Genomic DNA, 13,644 nt, shown 5'->3' with positions numbered 1-13,644 from the left:
CCTTTTTTGATTTCGTCATAAGCAGCTTGAGCTTTGGCCAAAGCTTTTTATAGTACGACCTCTGCGAGGTATCTGTCTTCTTACACCGATAATCGGATCAAGGGGGTCTCCGTGAATACTTGCAGTTGAAATGCTCTTACAAAAACTTTTAAAGTGCATTATATCAATAAAGAAGTATATAATGGAACTTCGGCAATACTAAAAACAAGATGTTCTATATTTGAGGTGGATAACATGAACAGAATTTATCTGGATCATGCCGCATCGACTCCTATGCATCCTGAGGTTGCGCAGACTATGATGGATATCATGACCGGTCAATTCGGCAACGCTTCGAGCGTTCATGCCTTTGGCCGCGATGCCAAGCGCACCGTCAGCGCAGCGCGGGATGCCGTTGCGGCCTCTTTGGGCTGCAAGCCTGAAGAAATTATATTTACGAGCGGAGGGACAGAGAGTGATAATCTGGCCCTGTTTGGGACGGCTACGGCAGATGGTCGTACTTCCGGCCATATTATTACAACCGCGATTGAACATCACGCCGTGCTTCATGCTTGCGATGAGCTGGAAAAAGCGGGATACCAGGTGACCTATGTCCCAGTCAATGGCTTTGGGCGTGTGAATCCTGCGGACATTGAGGCAGCTATTCGCCCGGATACTTTTTTGATCAGCATGATGTATGCCAACAATGAAGTGGGCGTCATTCAGCCGATCCAAGAAGTAGGACAGATTGCGAGAGAGCATGGAATTATATTTCATGTAGATGCAGTTCAAGCTTTCGGGCATATATCCATCGACTGCGGGAACCTCCCGATTGACTTACTTAGTGTGTCTGGCCATAAGATTAACGGACCGCAAGGAGTGGGTGCATTGTATATCCGTCAGGGTACACGCATTCAGCCGCTAATGCATGGGGGACTTCAGGAGAAGAAACGCCGTGCAGGAACAGAAAACATCGCCGGCATTGCTGGGCTTGCTAAAGCCGCAACTCTTGCCAAGGCTTCCATTGAAGAGCGAGGAGCACACGATATGGCTCTTCGCCAAACGCTGCTAAAAGCGTTGGAAAGCTCTCTGGGCAGCCATGAGTTTATAATTAATGGCGATCCTGAACATTTTGTGCCTAATGTGCTAAATATTAGCTTTCCAGCCATTGGTACAGAGACCATGCTGATGAATCTCGATATGGAAGGAATCGCAGCGGCCAGCGGCTCAGCCTGCACTTCAGGGTCTCTAGAGCTATCACATGTGTTGCAGGCGATGGATCTTCCTGAAGATGTTTTGAATTCAGCGATTCGATTTAGCTTCGGTTTGGGTAATACTACGGAAGAAATGGAATACACGGCCAAGAAAATTGAAACTATATGGAAGCGGCTGCGTACTAGGTACTAGGGATTTCTCCGCATTTTAGTAAGAAGGGAGGAGCGGTTTCCATTTCATTGCATGAACGGAAGCAAGGTATTGACAGGCATGTAGGAAAAACACCGCACCTTCGTTCGGACTGCATAGTAAGGAGGGACCCTATATATGAGGCTTCAAGACATGATCGGACTTGCTGTTTTCGATGTCGAGGACGGGAAGCAGATTGGTAAAATACATGACTTTATGTTGACAGCTGATTGGCGAATTACAGGGATTGAGCTAGAAGGTAAAGGGCTTTTTTCATCTCATGTCAAAATGGTGGCCTGGGATGACATCGTTGCTTATGGTGAAGATGCGATCATGATTCGCAATCAGCAGGCCGTCCGTAAAACAGAGGCCCATGATATACAACATACGTACTTGCTTGGACCCGGTAAACTGAAGGATTTATCCGTGCTAACAGAGGAAGGGCTTATGCTCGGGCACATCTCGGATGTTTATTTTGACCAGGAAATGGGCAATAACATAATAGGCTTGGAAATCAGCGATGGTTTTGTATCGGATATTATTGAAGGGCGGAAATGGCTGCCCTGCACCGAAGATATGTCCATCGGGGAAAATGCTGTTATGGTCCCCCCGTTAAGCGAGCAGCGTCTGGAAAAAGCCATATATTCTGTTAATGGATAGGGTGAGTTTATTGAGATGTCCGAATTGTAATTCCAAAGATATCGGAAAAATTGGCTCCCATCAATTTTATTGCTGGGGATGCTTTATCGAACTTCAAGTGAATGGTGAAAAAATGTCTGTCTACCAAGTGGAAGAGGATGGAACGCTCAGTTCGCTGGACGACTTATTCTTTGGAGATGAGATGGCACAACAGGACTTGCCGCAAATTCACGCTTCTTCCTAAGCTTGACTCGGGAAGTGGACAGGCTGTTTACGAAGAGGTGTGATCTTCCACCTATTGCTTAACATATAGCTAAGTGGGTTGGATCATGCTTAATAAAAAATGGAGAGGGTGTCCCGAACGGCTATTGGCCTGGGGGCACCCTCTTTTGTATATCCTTTCTTGTGAAGATGGCTAGTTTTACAATTTAAAGCGTTTGACCTCTTCCAATAGAAGATCTGCATGAGAATCAAGTCTGGCAGAAAGGTCGGCAATATTGTTCATAGCATGACCTTGTTCTTGTACTGAGGAAGCTACTTCCTCGGTAGATGCTGCACTTTGCTCAGAAACAGCGACAACGCTGGAGATGACATCAGAAATATGTCCGGCATTCACACGCAGATGATCTGCTGCAGCAGAAACATCTTCAATTTGGGCAAGCATGTGCTGAGAAGCGCCACGTATGGATTCAAACGCCTGTCTCGTTGCAATGGCAGCATGCTCCTGCTCTACAGTTACAGCAAGAGCCTTCTTCATTTCTTCCGCGCTTTGTACTCCCGCAATTTTAATTTCTTCCAGCTTACTCATGATACTGTCACTGGAGCTACCTGCTTGTTCGGCCAGCTTTCTCACTTCTCCCGCGACGACGGCAAAACCTCGTCCGTGTTCCCCGGCCCGTGCCGCTTCAATGGATGCATTGAGGGCCAGTAGGTTTGTTTGTGCGGCGATATCGTGGATGGCCCCGGCCAGCCGCCCAATATCCTGGGTTTTCAGCGTGAGTGAATCTACCGCTTCTCCTGCCGCAGTGGTTGTTTGTCTGGACTCGGCTGCCAGTTTCGCTTGACGCTCTGCTGTTTCATAGCCGGCCAGCACAGCAGAATCAGTTTCGAATACAGCGGTTTGGGTCCGTTTGACACTTTCGCCAATCTGGTTGATGGAGCCTGTCATGTGTGTCAGCTTCTCAGAACCGGAATATACCGCCTCGGCTTGGTCGCTGGCTCCTTGCGCTAGCTCCTGAACTGCACTAGAAATTTGTGATGCAATGGTTCCTGTATCTTTGGCGTGTTGATGCATATCATGGGAAGCGGAACTGACATCGCTAGCTGTATCTGATACCTTGCGCAACAGGTGAGAGAGATTGTCTGACATGAGGTTAAAATCTGTCCCCAGACTGGCAATTTCATCTTTACCCTTAATATCCACACGAGCGGTCATATCGCCTTCAGCTATCCGTTTGACATTTGTTTGGAGTCTGCGAATCGGCTTGATAAAGTTGTTTGCCGCCCAGATCGCCAGCAGCATAGCAACGACTAAAATGATAGCAACAGTAATAATCAACTGATTACGAGTAGAGTAATATTCCTGAAAAGCAATATCTTTAGAAATAGACAGGCCTACAATCCAGCCTGTGCTAGGCATTCTTTTAAAATAAAGTTGACGGTCACTGCCATTGTAGCTATAGTCTGTTTTTCCCGAAGCTGTGCTGAGCAGGGTCGCGGTCGATGATCCTAACTCGGGGGTTTCCTTGAGGTTTTTGCCAGCCAGCTTGTTGTCTGGATGCGCGATTACGACTCCCTTTTGGTCAATCAGAAATGCGTAGCCCAATCCGTTCAAGTCTATGCCTTTAATCATTTTTGTCATATCGTTGAGCATAATATCCTCGCTGACTACCCCGGTGATCGAGCCGTTGGCATCCTTGAGAGGTTTAGCAATGGAAATGGTGAAGTCATTGCTGCCTGCATCAGTATAAGGTGAGGAATAGTACATTTCTCCCTTGGTTTTGGCGTCCTTGTACCACGGACGAGCGCGAGGATCGTAACCCTCTTCAAACCAGCCAGATCCATCCCAGTAAGATCCATCTTCATACCCTGCATAAATGTTGGAAATATTTTGATCCTTATAGTTTTGGAAAGCTGCTTTCAGAGATGCTATTTTGGCATCTGATGAAATATCGCTGGATTCCAGACTCGCAGCTAATGTTTCAATAATTTCAGCTTTGCCGCCTGTCCATCCGTCGAGCTGATTGACGGTTTCGGAAGCTTTGCTGTTCATAAGCTCTTGGATATCATGATTGGCCTGATTTTTAACACTTGTCATGCTAATGACGGACAAAGGCCCAGCTGCAACGATTACAATGCAAGTGAAAAGGAGAATAAGCTTCATTTTTAAGTTCATGTAACGACCCCCGATGTTTCAGAAATGTGAAAGCTTAGGATAGTGCTTTGTACTTATATCGTCAGATCGAATGACTTTGTTTATTGTTTTCATCCATTTTCATCAATTTTTCACAATGGTTATTAATGGGACATCTCAGACTGGCGGGAAGGATTAAAGTACAGCTACAGGCATATACTTAAAGGAGGCTAGTCCGGTAAGGGGGCACAAAATGGACCAATTAACGAAAAGTAGACTGTTCCGGTACGGCATATGGACGCTGCTGGGACTTGTCATTCTATATTTTATCTGGCTGCTGAGACCTTTGTTTTTGCATTTGTATGAATTTCTGAAAACAATCATTGCTCCGTTTGCGGTAGCGATGATCATCTCCTATGTACTTAATCCTGTAGTCAGTATGCTGGGCGGTCGAAAGGTGCCTCGTAGTGTAGCTGTACTGCTCATTTATGCTGTGTTTTTGGCCAGTCTTATTGTGATCCTGATGAATCTGATTCCAATGTTCATTGAACAACTGGATGAGCTGAATGAGCATCTGCCTGAGCTGACCATGCATGCACAGGGACTAATGACGAATATGGACAGCGGTATTTTACCCCAAGGGGTGCGAACGGGGATGAATCAATGGTTTTTCCAACTGGAGAATCGGATGGCTACTGGGATTTCTACCTTTATGGACAACATTGGTGGGATGATCAACATGCTGTTCAATGTGTTTATTGTCCCTTTTCTTATTTTTTATATTTTAAAGGATTTTGACGTGTTTGAACGGACGATTGTATCTTATCTCCCGCGTTCTCGTCGTAAGGCGATTGTATCAGTACTTAAGGAAATTGATCAGGCGCTTGGCAACTATGTCAGGGGCCAATTGCTGGTGTGCGTCATTATTGGCGTGATGGCGTATATTGGATATATGCTGATTGGCATGCCTTATGCGCTGTTGCTGGCCGGAGTAGTGGCTCTTTTTAATATTGTTCCATATTTGGGCCCCTTTTTGGGCGCTGCACCGGCGGTAATTATGGCTTCTACGGTTTCCTTTAAAATGGTACTTTTAGTCGTAGTCGTTAATGCCTGTATTCAAGTGTTGGAAAGTAATGTAATCTCTCCTCAGGTGGTGGGACGAACGCTGCATCTGCATCCGCTAGCCATTATTTTCGCTCTGCTAGTCGGCGGGGAAATTGCGGGAATTGCTGGCTTGATCTTGGCAGTTCCTGTGATGGCGGTTTTGAAGGTAGGGCTTCAGCATTTTTTTGCATATTACGTGAAACGAAAAACGATCTGATTTCGTCTATATCCCGGATGCGTGCTGTCTGAAATCGCGTTGACACGGCTAAATGACACGGATATACTGAATTGAGTATGTTTAAATGTGTTTATCCAGTAGGGAAAGCTCATTTCGGAGTGCGGGCTGAACCCGCCGGGATGCTCCCGTTACCAGTGAAAACAAGGCGATCGATCGTCCGTTAGCAGATGTTGGTGTGCGCTTGCACATGTAGCATTTCGTACAGAAGGGACGGCGATAACCAGGGTGGTACCGCGATACAATCGTCCCTGATCCGTTCAGGGGCGTTTTTCTATTTTTTATGGCCTGTGCCAGAAACCAGTGACACCATAATTAGGAGGCTACTTATATGAAAGCTAGTGAAATCCGCTCCAAATGGCTGGAGTTTTTTGAAAGCAAAGGACATGTGATTGAACCAAGCGCACCGCTTGTTCCACATAAAGATCCTTCCCTGCTGTGGATTAATGCGGGTATGGCGCCGCTTAAGCCTTATTTTGACGGACGTGTAAAACCAGAAAATCCACGTATCGCTAATTCGCAAAAATGTATTCGGACGAACGACATTGAAAATGTCGGTAAAACCCGCCGTCATCACACGTTTTTCGAAATGCTCGGCAACTTTTCCATTGGCGACTATTTTAAGGAAGAAGTCATCACATGGGCATGGGAGTTTCTGACAGACCCGAAATGGATCGGCTTTGATCCAGAGCGTCTGGCTGTAACGGTATATCCTGAGGATGAGGAAGCGTACAAGCTGTGGAACGAAAAAGTTGGACTTCCGGCTGAACGTATCATCAAACTGGAAGATAACTTCTGGGATATCGGTGAAGGACCTTGCGGACCTTGTACGGAAATTTTTTATGATCGTGGCGAAGCCTACGGCAGCGACATGACGGACCCTGAAATGTATCCGGGCGGAGAAAATGAGCGCTATCTGGAAGTGTGGAACCTGGTATTCTCGCAATTCAACCATAACAAAGATGGTAGCTACACGCCGCTTCCTAATAAAAATATTGATACAGGGGCTGGCTTGGAACGTTTTGCATCCATTTTACAAAATGTGGATTCCAACTTTGATACGGATATCTTCCAGCCACTAATCCAGAAAACGGCTGCCATGGCAGGCGTTAAATATAACGACAATGTGGACAGTGATGTGGCTCTCAAGGTCATTGCTGACCATGTTCGTACTGTTGCTTTCGCGATTGGTGACGGTGTACTTCCTTCCAATGAAGGACGGGGTTACGTCATTCGCCGTTTGCTGCGCCGGGCTGTTCGTTATGGAAAAATGCTGGGTATGAACCGTCCATTTATGTTTGAACTGGTGGAAACCGTTGGGGATATCATGGGCGTATACTACCCTGAGGTCGTAGACAAGCGTGATTTCATCATCAAGGTGATTAAAACAGAAGAAGAGCGTTTCCATGAAACATTGACTGACGGATTAGCTATTTTGGCTGATATCAGTGCTCAGGCAAAGGCCGAAGGCCGCAACGTCATTAGCGGAGCAGATGCTTTCAAGCTGTATGATACGTACGGGTTCCCATTCGACCTCACAGAGGATTATGCGGACGAGCAGGGCTTGAAAGTAGACCGTGAAGGATTTGATGAAGCGATGCAGGAACAGCGTCAACGTGCGCGCGATGCTCATCAAGATAATGCCAGCATGAAGATTCAGGGCGGAGCTTTGTCTGATCTGGCGGTTAAAAGTGATTTTGTTGGATATAATGACCTCGTAACTGAGTCCAAAATTGTGGCAATTGTATATGATGATATGCTGGTGGAGAGTGTTAGTGAAGGACAGTCCTGTCAGGTCGTGCTGGATGTGACTCCTTTCTATGCCGAAAGCGGCGGGCAAGTCAGTGACCATGGCTTACTGCGTGGCGGAACGGTAACCGCGAAGGTTGAAGGGCTGTTCAAGGCGCCGCAAGGTCAGCATGTGCATCAAGTCGTTGTAGAGGCTGGTGAGCTGAACGTAGGCGATACGGTAAAAGCTGAAGTAGATCAAGCTTCACGTGGAGAAATTGAGAAAAACCATACGGCTACGCATTTGCTTCACAAAGCGCTTAAAGAAGTGCTGGGTGACCATGTCAATCAGGCGGGTTCCTTGGTAGAACCTGGGCGTCTGCGTTTTGACTTCTCCCATTTTGGTAGCATTACCCCAGAAGAACTGGCGGATATTGAACTGCGGGTTAACCGTGCTATCTGGAGCCAACTGAATGTGACGATTGAACTGAAACCGATTGACGAAGCCAAAGCTCTTGGAGCGATGGCACTGTTTGGTGAGAAATATGGTGATATCGTACGGGTCGTTAAGGTTGGCGATTACAGCATCGAACTGTGCGGAGGATGTCATGTCAGCAATACTTCGCAAATTGGTTTGTTCAAGCTTGTCAGCGAGAGCGGCATCGGGTCAGGTGTACGTCGTATTGAAGCAGTGACCGGACGTTTTGGTTTTGAGTATATGGAAGGCCAATTAGAGCTGTTGAAGGTGTCGGCTGGGCTTGTTAAATCCAAGCTGTCCGAGGTGCCAAAACGCATCGAATCTTTGCAGCAACAAATTAAAGACCTCAGTCGTGAAAATGAATCACTGCAAAGCAAGCTGAGCGCTATTGAGGCGGGTCAGCTGACTGATCAAGTCGTGCAAGCTGGCGGAGTGCAGTTGTTGGCTGCACGCGTGCAGGCCTCCAGCATGGATGCGCTGCGTGCGATTGCTGATGAGCTGAAAAGTAAGCTCCCTGCAGCTGTGCTGGCGCTAGGCGCTGCAATGGACGACAAAGTTAATTTTGTCGTTGTTGTCCCAGCTGAGCATACCAAGACGGGACTTCATGCAGGTAAGCTCGTGAAAGAAATTGCGGCCGTATGCGGCGGCGGTGGCGGCGGACGACCTGACATGGCGCAAGCCGGGGGTAAGGATGCCAGCAAGCTGGACGAAGCACTTCAACGTGCGCATGAATTGGTGTCAGCAGCCTCACAAGGATAAAGTTCGATAATTTTTGCGGATTTTTGGAAAAAAACGGACTTAGACATTTCCTTGAAGGGCTTTGCTTATGGTATGATATAAAAGAATAAGCTGGCATAAACATGTACACATGTTTTGTGGAAGCGAGGTGTCAACAATGGATTCCATGGACAAAACGGTCAAATTTAATGTCAAGGCGGATGAGAAGGAAGCTTCTGCTCAGGAGATTTTGTTGACCGTATATGATGCGTTGGTAGAAAAAGAATACAATCCGATCAATCAAATCGTCGGGTATTTGCTATCCGGTGATCCGGCTTATGTGCCGCGGCATAATAATGCTAGAAGCCTGGTGCGCAAAAAAGAACGCGATGAATTGATTGAAGAGCTGGTTCGTTTCTATCTCGCTAAGCATCGTTAGGAGACAGGCATGAAAGTAATGGGATTGGATTACGGGGATCGCCGAATTGGGGTCGCCGTAAGTGATGCCTTCGGCTGGACCGCCCAAGGATTGGAAGTCATAGAACGACGCGGTGACGACAGCGAGTTCGGTAAAATTGCAAATTTGGTTCGTGAACATGAAATTGGTGAGGTTGTTGTAGGCTTGCCGAAAAATATGAACGGAACCGTGGGTCCACGCGGTGAGATTTGCATTGAGTTTGCGAACCGGCTCAAGGAGTTACTGGGTTTACCCGTTCACCTTTGGGATGAACGGCTGACGACGCGTTCGGCAGAGCGTGCGCTTCTGGAGGCCGACGTCAGCCGCAAAAAACGCAAGCAGGTGGTAGATAAACTGGCCGCAAGCCTGATCTTGCAAAATTATTTGGACGCACACAGTACAAGGTGAGGGGGATTTCGTAATGGCTGAAAATCAATTGGGTATGGAAGAAGAGCCGGAAATTATTTATATTGCCGATGACGAGGGCAACGAGGAAGAGTTCGAGGTCATTATGAAGTTTGAGGTAGATGGTTCCGAAGCGAAGTACATGATGGTTGCGCCAGTGGACCCTGAAGCTGATGAGTCCGATGTGTACGCCTTCCGTTACGAGGAAGAAGGCGATGATATTAAATTGTTTGTGATCCAAGACGATGCCGAATGGGAAATCGTCGAAGAGACCTTTAATACATTTGTAGAGGAAGAAGAAGAGGAAGACGGGAAATGACGAGCTATTCACGTGAAGACCTGAGCTGGACCTCTGATTTGAAAGAAGCTTTTGATGGTGACGTAGAGTTGCAGGATGAACAGGGTCATGCGATACGCATGGAGTTGGAAGCAGAGTTCCAGGTAGGTGAGCAACGGTACGCCGTATTGCGTAGACCTGGCGCTGCTGCTGGCGAACATGAATTATATCATGTAAGCTCATCCACAGACGGCGAAATCTCCATCACCACCATTGAAGATGATGATGAGTGGGAAGATATTTCTGAGCTGTACGACGAATGTACGTTGCCAGAAGAGCAGTAATTCTGGATAACGAGGAGATCAAACCTGAAAGGGCGGACCAGTCCGCCCTTTTTGGCTGTGAAGGAGTTGGGTGGATGTGAAGCGAAGGACAAGGATGCTTACATTGCTTCTCGTGCTTGTTTGTATAGCAGGAGGTGCACTCCTCTATATATGGAATGCCATGCAGCCTGTTCAGCCGAAAACACAACCCGTTGCTTTTACGGTGGTAAGAGGTACGGGAACATCGGCTATTGCAGATACGCTGGAGCAAAAGGGACTTATACGTAATGCGCTCGTGTTTAAGGCTTATGTAAAATTCAAACAGCAAGGAAACGCATTTCAGGCTGGAAAATATGAAGCGCAGCCTGGCGCAACCTTTGATCAGTTGATTGCCAAGCTATCGGCTGGGGATGTAGTCAAAGAGGAAATGATTCGTTTTACAATCCCGGAGGGTTTTACGATTAGACAGATGGCTGATAAGCTCCAAAAGGAAGGACTGGCGGACCGGCAGCAATTTTTGCAGCTGGCCAACGATCCGTCCGCTTTTGACGTCGCGCTGGTGCGGGACATACCAAAGCAGACGGGGCTTCGCTATGCGCTGGAAGGCTATCTTTTCCCGGAAACCTATGAACTGAAAAAAGGAAGCACAACCAAGGATATCATTCAGACGATGCTGGAGCAGACGCAAAAACGTCTGGATACCATTTCTGATCTGGATGCCGGGTTGCAGCAACGCGGTGAAACACTGCATCAGTTGCTGACAGTTGCTTCTCTGGTAGAGCGCGAGGTGGTTGTAGACGATGAGCGGCCTATGGTAGCTGGCGTTATTTATAACCGCCTTCAACAGGATAAAAAGCTGGAAATTGATGCTACAGTTCAATATATGCTGGACAAGCAAAAGGAACGACTGTATTACAAGGATTTGGCTGTAGAAAGTCCTTATAATACGTATATGCATCAGGGACTTCCGCCAGGACCGATTGCAAGTCCCAGTCTGAAATCAGTAGTGGCGGCTCTACAGCCAAAATCTACAGATTATTTATTTTATGTGACCAAAAAAGATGGGACACATAAACATTTATTTGCCAAAACGTATAAAGAACATTTGCATAACATTCAGATAAGTAACCGTAAGACAAATTAGGAGGTGAGCCTATGGCTTACAAACCCGAACTGCTGGCAACTGCCAGCTCTCCGGAGGATGCCCGCCATATGCTGGAGGCTGGAGCAACTGCATTGCTGATTGGAGATGACCGCTTTGGCATGCGACTGCCAGGACATTTTACCCCGGATCAAATCCGTGAGGTTGTGGAAGAGGCAAGGAAGCATGCGGCGCAGGTATATGTATCTATGACGAATTTGATGACGAATGAGCTATTGCCACTTCTTCCCGAATATGTGCAGACCATAGCTGGATGCGGCGTAGACGCCATTGAGTTTAATGATCCAGCAGTACTCATGGCTGTGAAGGAATATGCCCCTCATCTGAAACTCTTCTGGAACGGAGAGATGATTTCTACCAACTTCGCAACCGCCAACTACTGGGGTGAAAAAGGGGCATCACGTGTCATCTTGGCTCGTGAGCTCAGTATGGATGAAATTACGGAAATGATTCCAAAGTTGAACATAGAAGCACAGGTTCAGGTACATGGAATGACCAATATTTATCACTCCAAGCGTAAGCTTGTTCAAAGCTATATGCTGCACCAAGGTCGCACGGTAGAAGGTGATCTCGGCAGAGGCCGTGGCTTGTTTCTGATTGAAGCAGAGCGGAAGGAAGAGAAGTTCCCCATTTACGAAGATATCAACGGGACACATATTATGAGTTCGGATGATTTTTGTATCATGGAGGATCTGCATATTCTGATGGAGGCGGGCGTGCACAGCTTTAAGATCGAGGGCTTGTTGAAACCCACCGCTTACAATGAGGCAGTTGTCCGTGCTTACCGTAAAGCTATAGACAGTTATACAGCCGACCCGGATGCTTATGTTTATGATGAAAGCTGGCTGGATGAGGTTCGCCGCCTTCAAGACCCTGAACGGGAACTTTCCTTCGGATTTTTCTACAAAGAGCAGGTTTATTAATTACAAAATGAATTTACAGAGGGGGGAACGTCATGGGAACGATCACCAAAACGAGAAAATATACAGGTAAACGAAATCGTTTGGATAAGCCGGAGTTGTTGGCTCCTGCCGGAAATCTAGAAAAGCTGAAGTTTGCCGTTCACTATGGCGCGGATGCTGTATATATAGGTGGGCAAAAATACGGTCTGCGTTCTAACGCCGATAATTTCAGTTTTGAAGAAATGCGTGAAGGTGTGGAATTCGCCAACAAGTACGGTGCTAAGGTGCTTGTGGCGACTAATATCTATGCTCACAATGAAGATATTGCCGGAATTGAGGAATACTTGCGCAATCTGTATGAAGTAGGAATTCATGCTGTTATCGTCGCTGATCCGGCTATTGTATCCGTGGCATTGCGGGCAGTTCCCGGATTGGAAGTGCATTTGAGCACACAGCAGTCCACGCTGAATTGGCAAGCGGTAAAGTTCTGGAAAGACGAGGGACTGCCGCGTGTGGTACTTGGACGTGAAACCAGCTTGGAGGAAATCGAAGAAATTAAAAAGCATGTGGACATCGAAATCGAAGCTTTTGTCCACGGTGCAATGTGCTCTTCATTTTCCGGCCGCTGTGTGTTATCCAATCATTTTACAGACCGAGATTCTAATCGTGGAGGATGTTGTCAGTCTTGCCGCTGGAAATATGATTTGTTTGAGGATGCCCGTCCAGGTGAGGTTTGGATATCTGAGGAAGAGGCACAGGACAACAATGTACTAAAACAGTTCCAGCTTGGCGTTAACCAGCTTCCATTGTTTGAAGAGAGCGATAATGCTTTTTCTATGGGTTCCAAGGATCTGTGTATGATTGAAAATATTCCTGATCTGATTGATGTGGGTGTAGACAGCTTTAAAGTGGAGGGACGTATGAAGTCCATCCACTATGTGGCTACGGTCGTGAATGTCTACCGTCAAGCGATTGATTCCTATATGGCTGATCCGGAAAATTATGTACTCAAACCAGAATGGATTGAAGAAATTAACAAGGCAGCCAATCGTCCGTTAAATACAGGATTCTTCTATGATACACCGGATCATGAGGATCATATTTATGAGCCGGAAGAAAAAGCGGTCCCTTATGATTTTGCCGGACTGGTCATGGACTACGATGCTGCAAGTGGCATCGCAACGATTCAACAACGCAACCATTTTAAACCAGGTCATGAAATTGAATTTTTCGGTCCGAACGGAACATTTTTCAAGCAAACGGTCGGAACGATCTGGGATGAGGAAGGCAACGAATTAGATGCTGCACGTCATCCGCTTCAACGAATCAAAATGAAGGTAGATCAGCCTGTATCATATTTTGATATGATGCGTAAAAAGAAGTAAATAAGTCTTAAGTCACAAGTTAAAAGATTCAAAAGCCTCTCCTGTCGGTTGGAGAGGCTTTTTTTTGAATAGTTTTCTAGGAAAAAAGTTTCACAA

General features: G+C 46.7%; 13 protein-coding genes. 12 read left to right on the top strand and 1 reads right to left on the bottom strand.

Annotated elements, in window-relative coordinates; all coding sequences use genetic code 11:
* Nucleotides 1-234: 234 nt before the first annotated feature.
* From MKX36_RS18530 to MKX36_RS18520, 3 genes are all read left to right on the top strand, one after another.
* Nucleotides 235-1,386 (top strand): cysteine desulfurase family protein, encoded by a 1,152-nt coding sequence (locus MKX36_RS18530; protein ID WP_193189961.1) that lies wholly within the window; start codon nt 235-237, stop codon nt 1,384-1,386.
* A gap of 135 nt (nt 1,387-1,521) precedes the next feature.
* Nucleotides 1,522-2,043, top strand: a complete 522-nt coding sequence (locus MKX36_RS18525; RefSeq protein ID WP_016819088.1) for a PRC-barrel domain-containing protein — start codon at nt 1,522-1,524, stop codon at nt 2,041-2,043.
* A 10-nt stretch (nt 2,044-2,053) separates the two neighbouring features.
* Nucleotides 2,054-2,266: a hypothetical protein gene (locus tag MKX36_RS18520; RefSeq protein ID WP_013311529.1), complete on the top strand. Its 213-nt coding sequence runs from the start codon at nt 2,054-2,056 to the stop codon at nt 2,264-2,266.
* Nucleotides 2,267-2,443: 177 nt separating this feature from the next.
* Here MKX36_RS18520 and MKX36_RS18515 read toward each other — a convergent pair whose 3' ends face one another.
* Nucleotides 2,444-4,417 carry a methyl-accepting chemotaxis protein gene (locus tag MKX36_RS18515; RefSeq protein ID WP_340865296.1) on the bottom strand — a complete coding sequence of 658 codons (1,974 nt, stop codon included), beginning with the start codon at nt 4,415-4,417 and terminating at the stop codon, nt 2,444-2,446.
* A 211-nt stretch (nt 4,418-4,628) separates the two neighbouring features.
* On the opposite strand from MKX36_RS18515, the gene MKX36_RS18510 reads away from it, so the two are divergent.
* The 9 genes from MKX36_RS18510 to MKX36_RS18470 all read left to right on the top strand — a co-directional run bounded on the left by MKX36_RS18510 (nt 4,629) and on the right by MKX36_RS18470 (nt 13,548).
* A complete protein-coding gene (locus tag MKX36_RS18510) occupies nt 4,629-5,696 on the top strand; it encodes an AI-2E family transporter (RefSeq protein WP_340865295.1) in 1,068 nt (355 codons plus the stop codon).
* Nucleotides 5,697-6,045: 349 nt separating this feature from the next.
* Nucleotides 6,046-8,679 carry an alanine--tRNA ligase gene (alaS, locus tag MKX36_RS18505; RefSeq protein ID WP_058710647.1) on the top strand — a complete coding sequence of 878 codons (2,634 nt, stop codon included), beginning with the start codon at nt 6,046-6,048 and terminating at the stop codon, nt 8,677-8,679.
* 136 nt (nt 8,680-8,815) lie between these two features.
* The gene (locus tag MKX36_RS18500; RefSeq protein ID WP_007431624.1) at nt 8,816-9,076 is read left to right on the top strand and encodes an IreB family regulatory phosphoprotein; all 261 of its coding nucleotides are present in this window, start codon (nt 8,816-8,818) and stop codon (nt 9,074-9,076) included.
* A 9-nt stretch (nt 9,077-9,085) separates the two neighbouring features.
* On the top strand, nt 9,086-9,502 hold the full coding sequence (gene ruvX / locus MKX36_RS18495; protein ID WP_016819084.1) for a Holliday junction resolvase RuvX: 417 nt from the start codon (nt 9,086-9,088) through the stop codon (nt 9,500-9,502).
* Between the two features lie 13 nt (nt 9,503-9,515).
* Nucleotides 9,516-9,818: a DUF1292 domain-containing protein gene (locus MKX36_RS18490; protein ID WP_013372606.1), complete on the top strand. Its 303-nt coding sequence runs from the start codon at nt 9,516-9,518 to the stop codon at nt 9,816-9,818.
* Nucleotides 9,815-10,120, top strand: coding sequence for a DUF1292 domain-containing protein (locus MKX36_RS18485; RefSeq protein WP_025365603.1), 306 nt, complete (start codon nt 9,815-9,817; stop codon nt 10,118-10,120). Before MKX36_RS18490 ends, MKX36_RS18485 begins: the two co-directional genes overlap by 4 nt.
* A gap of 94 nt (nt 10,121-10,214) precedes the next feature.
* A complete protein-coding gene (gene mltG / locus MKX36_RS18480) occupies nt 10,215-11,243 on the top strand; it encodes an endolytic transglycosylase MltG (protein ID WP_025365602.1) in 1,029 nt (342 codons plus the stop codon).
* Nucleotides 11,244-11,254: 11 nt separating this feature from the next.
* A complete protein-coding gene (locus MKX36_RS18475; RefSeq protein WP_016819081.1) occupies nt 11,255-12,184 on the top strand; it encodes a peptidase U32 family protein in 930 nt (309 codons plus the stop codon).
* Between the two features lie 32 nt (nt 12,185-12,216).
* The gene (locus MKX36_RS18470; protein WP_013372602.1) at nt 12,217-13,548 is read left to right on the top strand and encodes a peptidase U32 family protein; all 1,332 of its coding nucleotides are present in this window, start codon (nt 12,217-12,219) and stop codon (nt 13,546-13,548) included.
* Nucleotides 13,549-13,644: the final 96 nt, after the last annotated feature.

The organism is Paenibacillus sp. FSL W8-0439 (genome assembly GCF_038008995.1).
GTDB classification, from domain to species: domain Bacteria; phylum Bacillota; class Bacilli; order Paenibacillales; family Paenibacillaceae; genus Paenibacillus; species Paenibacillus polymyxa.
This window is presented reverse-complemented; position numbering and strand designations above follow the sequence as displayed.

Coding starts and splice junctions, on each gene's coding strand:
- MKX36_RS18490 (WP_013372606.1), top strand. CDS start 9,516: ATGGCTGAAAATCAATTGGGTATGGAAGAAGAGCCGGAAATTATTTAT.
- MKX36_RS18470 (WP_013372602.1), top strand. CDS start 12,217: ATGGGAACGATCACCAAAACGAGAAAATATACAGGTAAACGAAATCGT.
- MKX36_RS18485 (WP_025365603.1), top strand. CDS start 9,815: ATGACGAGCTATTCACGTGAAGACCTGAGCTGGACCTCTGATTTGAAA.
- alaS (WP_058710647.1), top strand. CDS start 6,046: ATGAAAGCTAGTGAAATCCGCTCCAAATGGCTGGAGTTTTTTGAAAGC.
- MKX36_RS18500 (WP_007431624.1), top strand. CDS start 8,816: ATGGATTCCATGGACAAAACGGTCAAATTTAATGTCAAGGCGGATGAG.
- MKX36_RS18530 (WP_193189961.1), top strand. CDS start 235: ATGAACAGAATTTATCTGGATCATGCCGCATCGACTCCTATGCATCCT.
- mltG (WP_025365602.1), top strand. CDS start 10,215: ATGCTTACATTGCTTCTCGTGCTTGTTTGTATAGCAGGAGGTGCACTC.
- MKX36_RS18510 (WP_340865295.1), top strand. CDS start 4,629: ATGGACCAATTAACGAAAAGTAGACTGTTCCGGTACGGCATATGGACG.
- MKX36_RS18475 (WP_016819081.1), top strand. CDS start 11,255: ATGGCTTACAAACCCGAACTGCTGGCAACTGCCAGCTCTCCGGAGGAT.
- MKX36_RS18515 (WP_340865296.1), bottom strand. CDS start 4,417: ATGAACTTAAAAATGAAGCTTATTCTCCTTTTCACTTGCATTGTAATC.
- ruvX (WP_016819084.1), top strand. CDS start 9,086: ATGAAAGTAATGGGATTGGATTACGGGGATCGCCGAATTGGGGTCGCC.
- MKX36_RS18525 (WP_016819088.1), top strand. CDS start 1,522: ATGAGGCTTCAAGACATGATCGGACTTGCTGTTTTCGATGTCGAGGAC.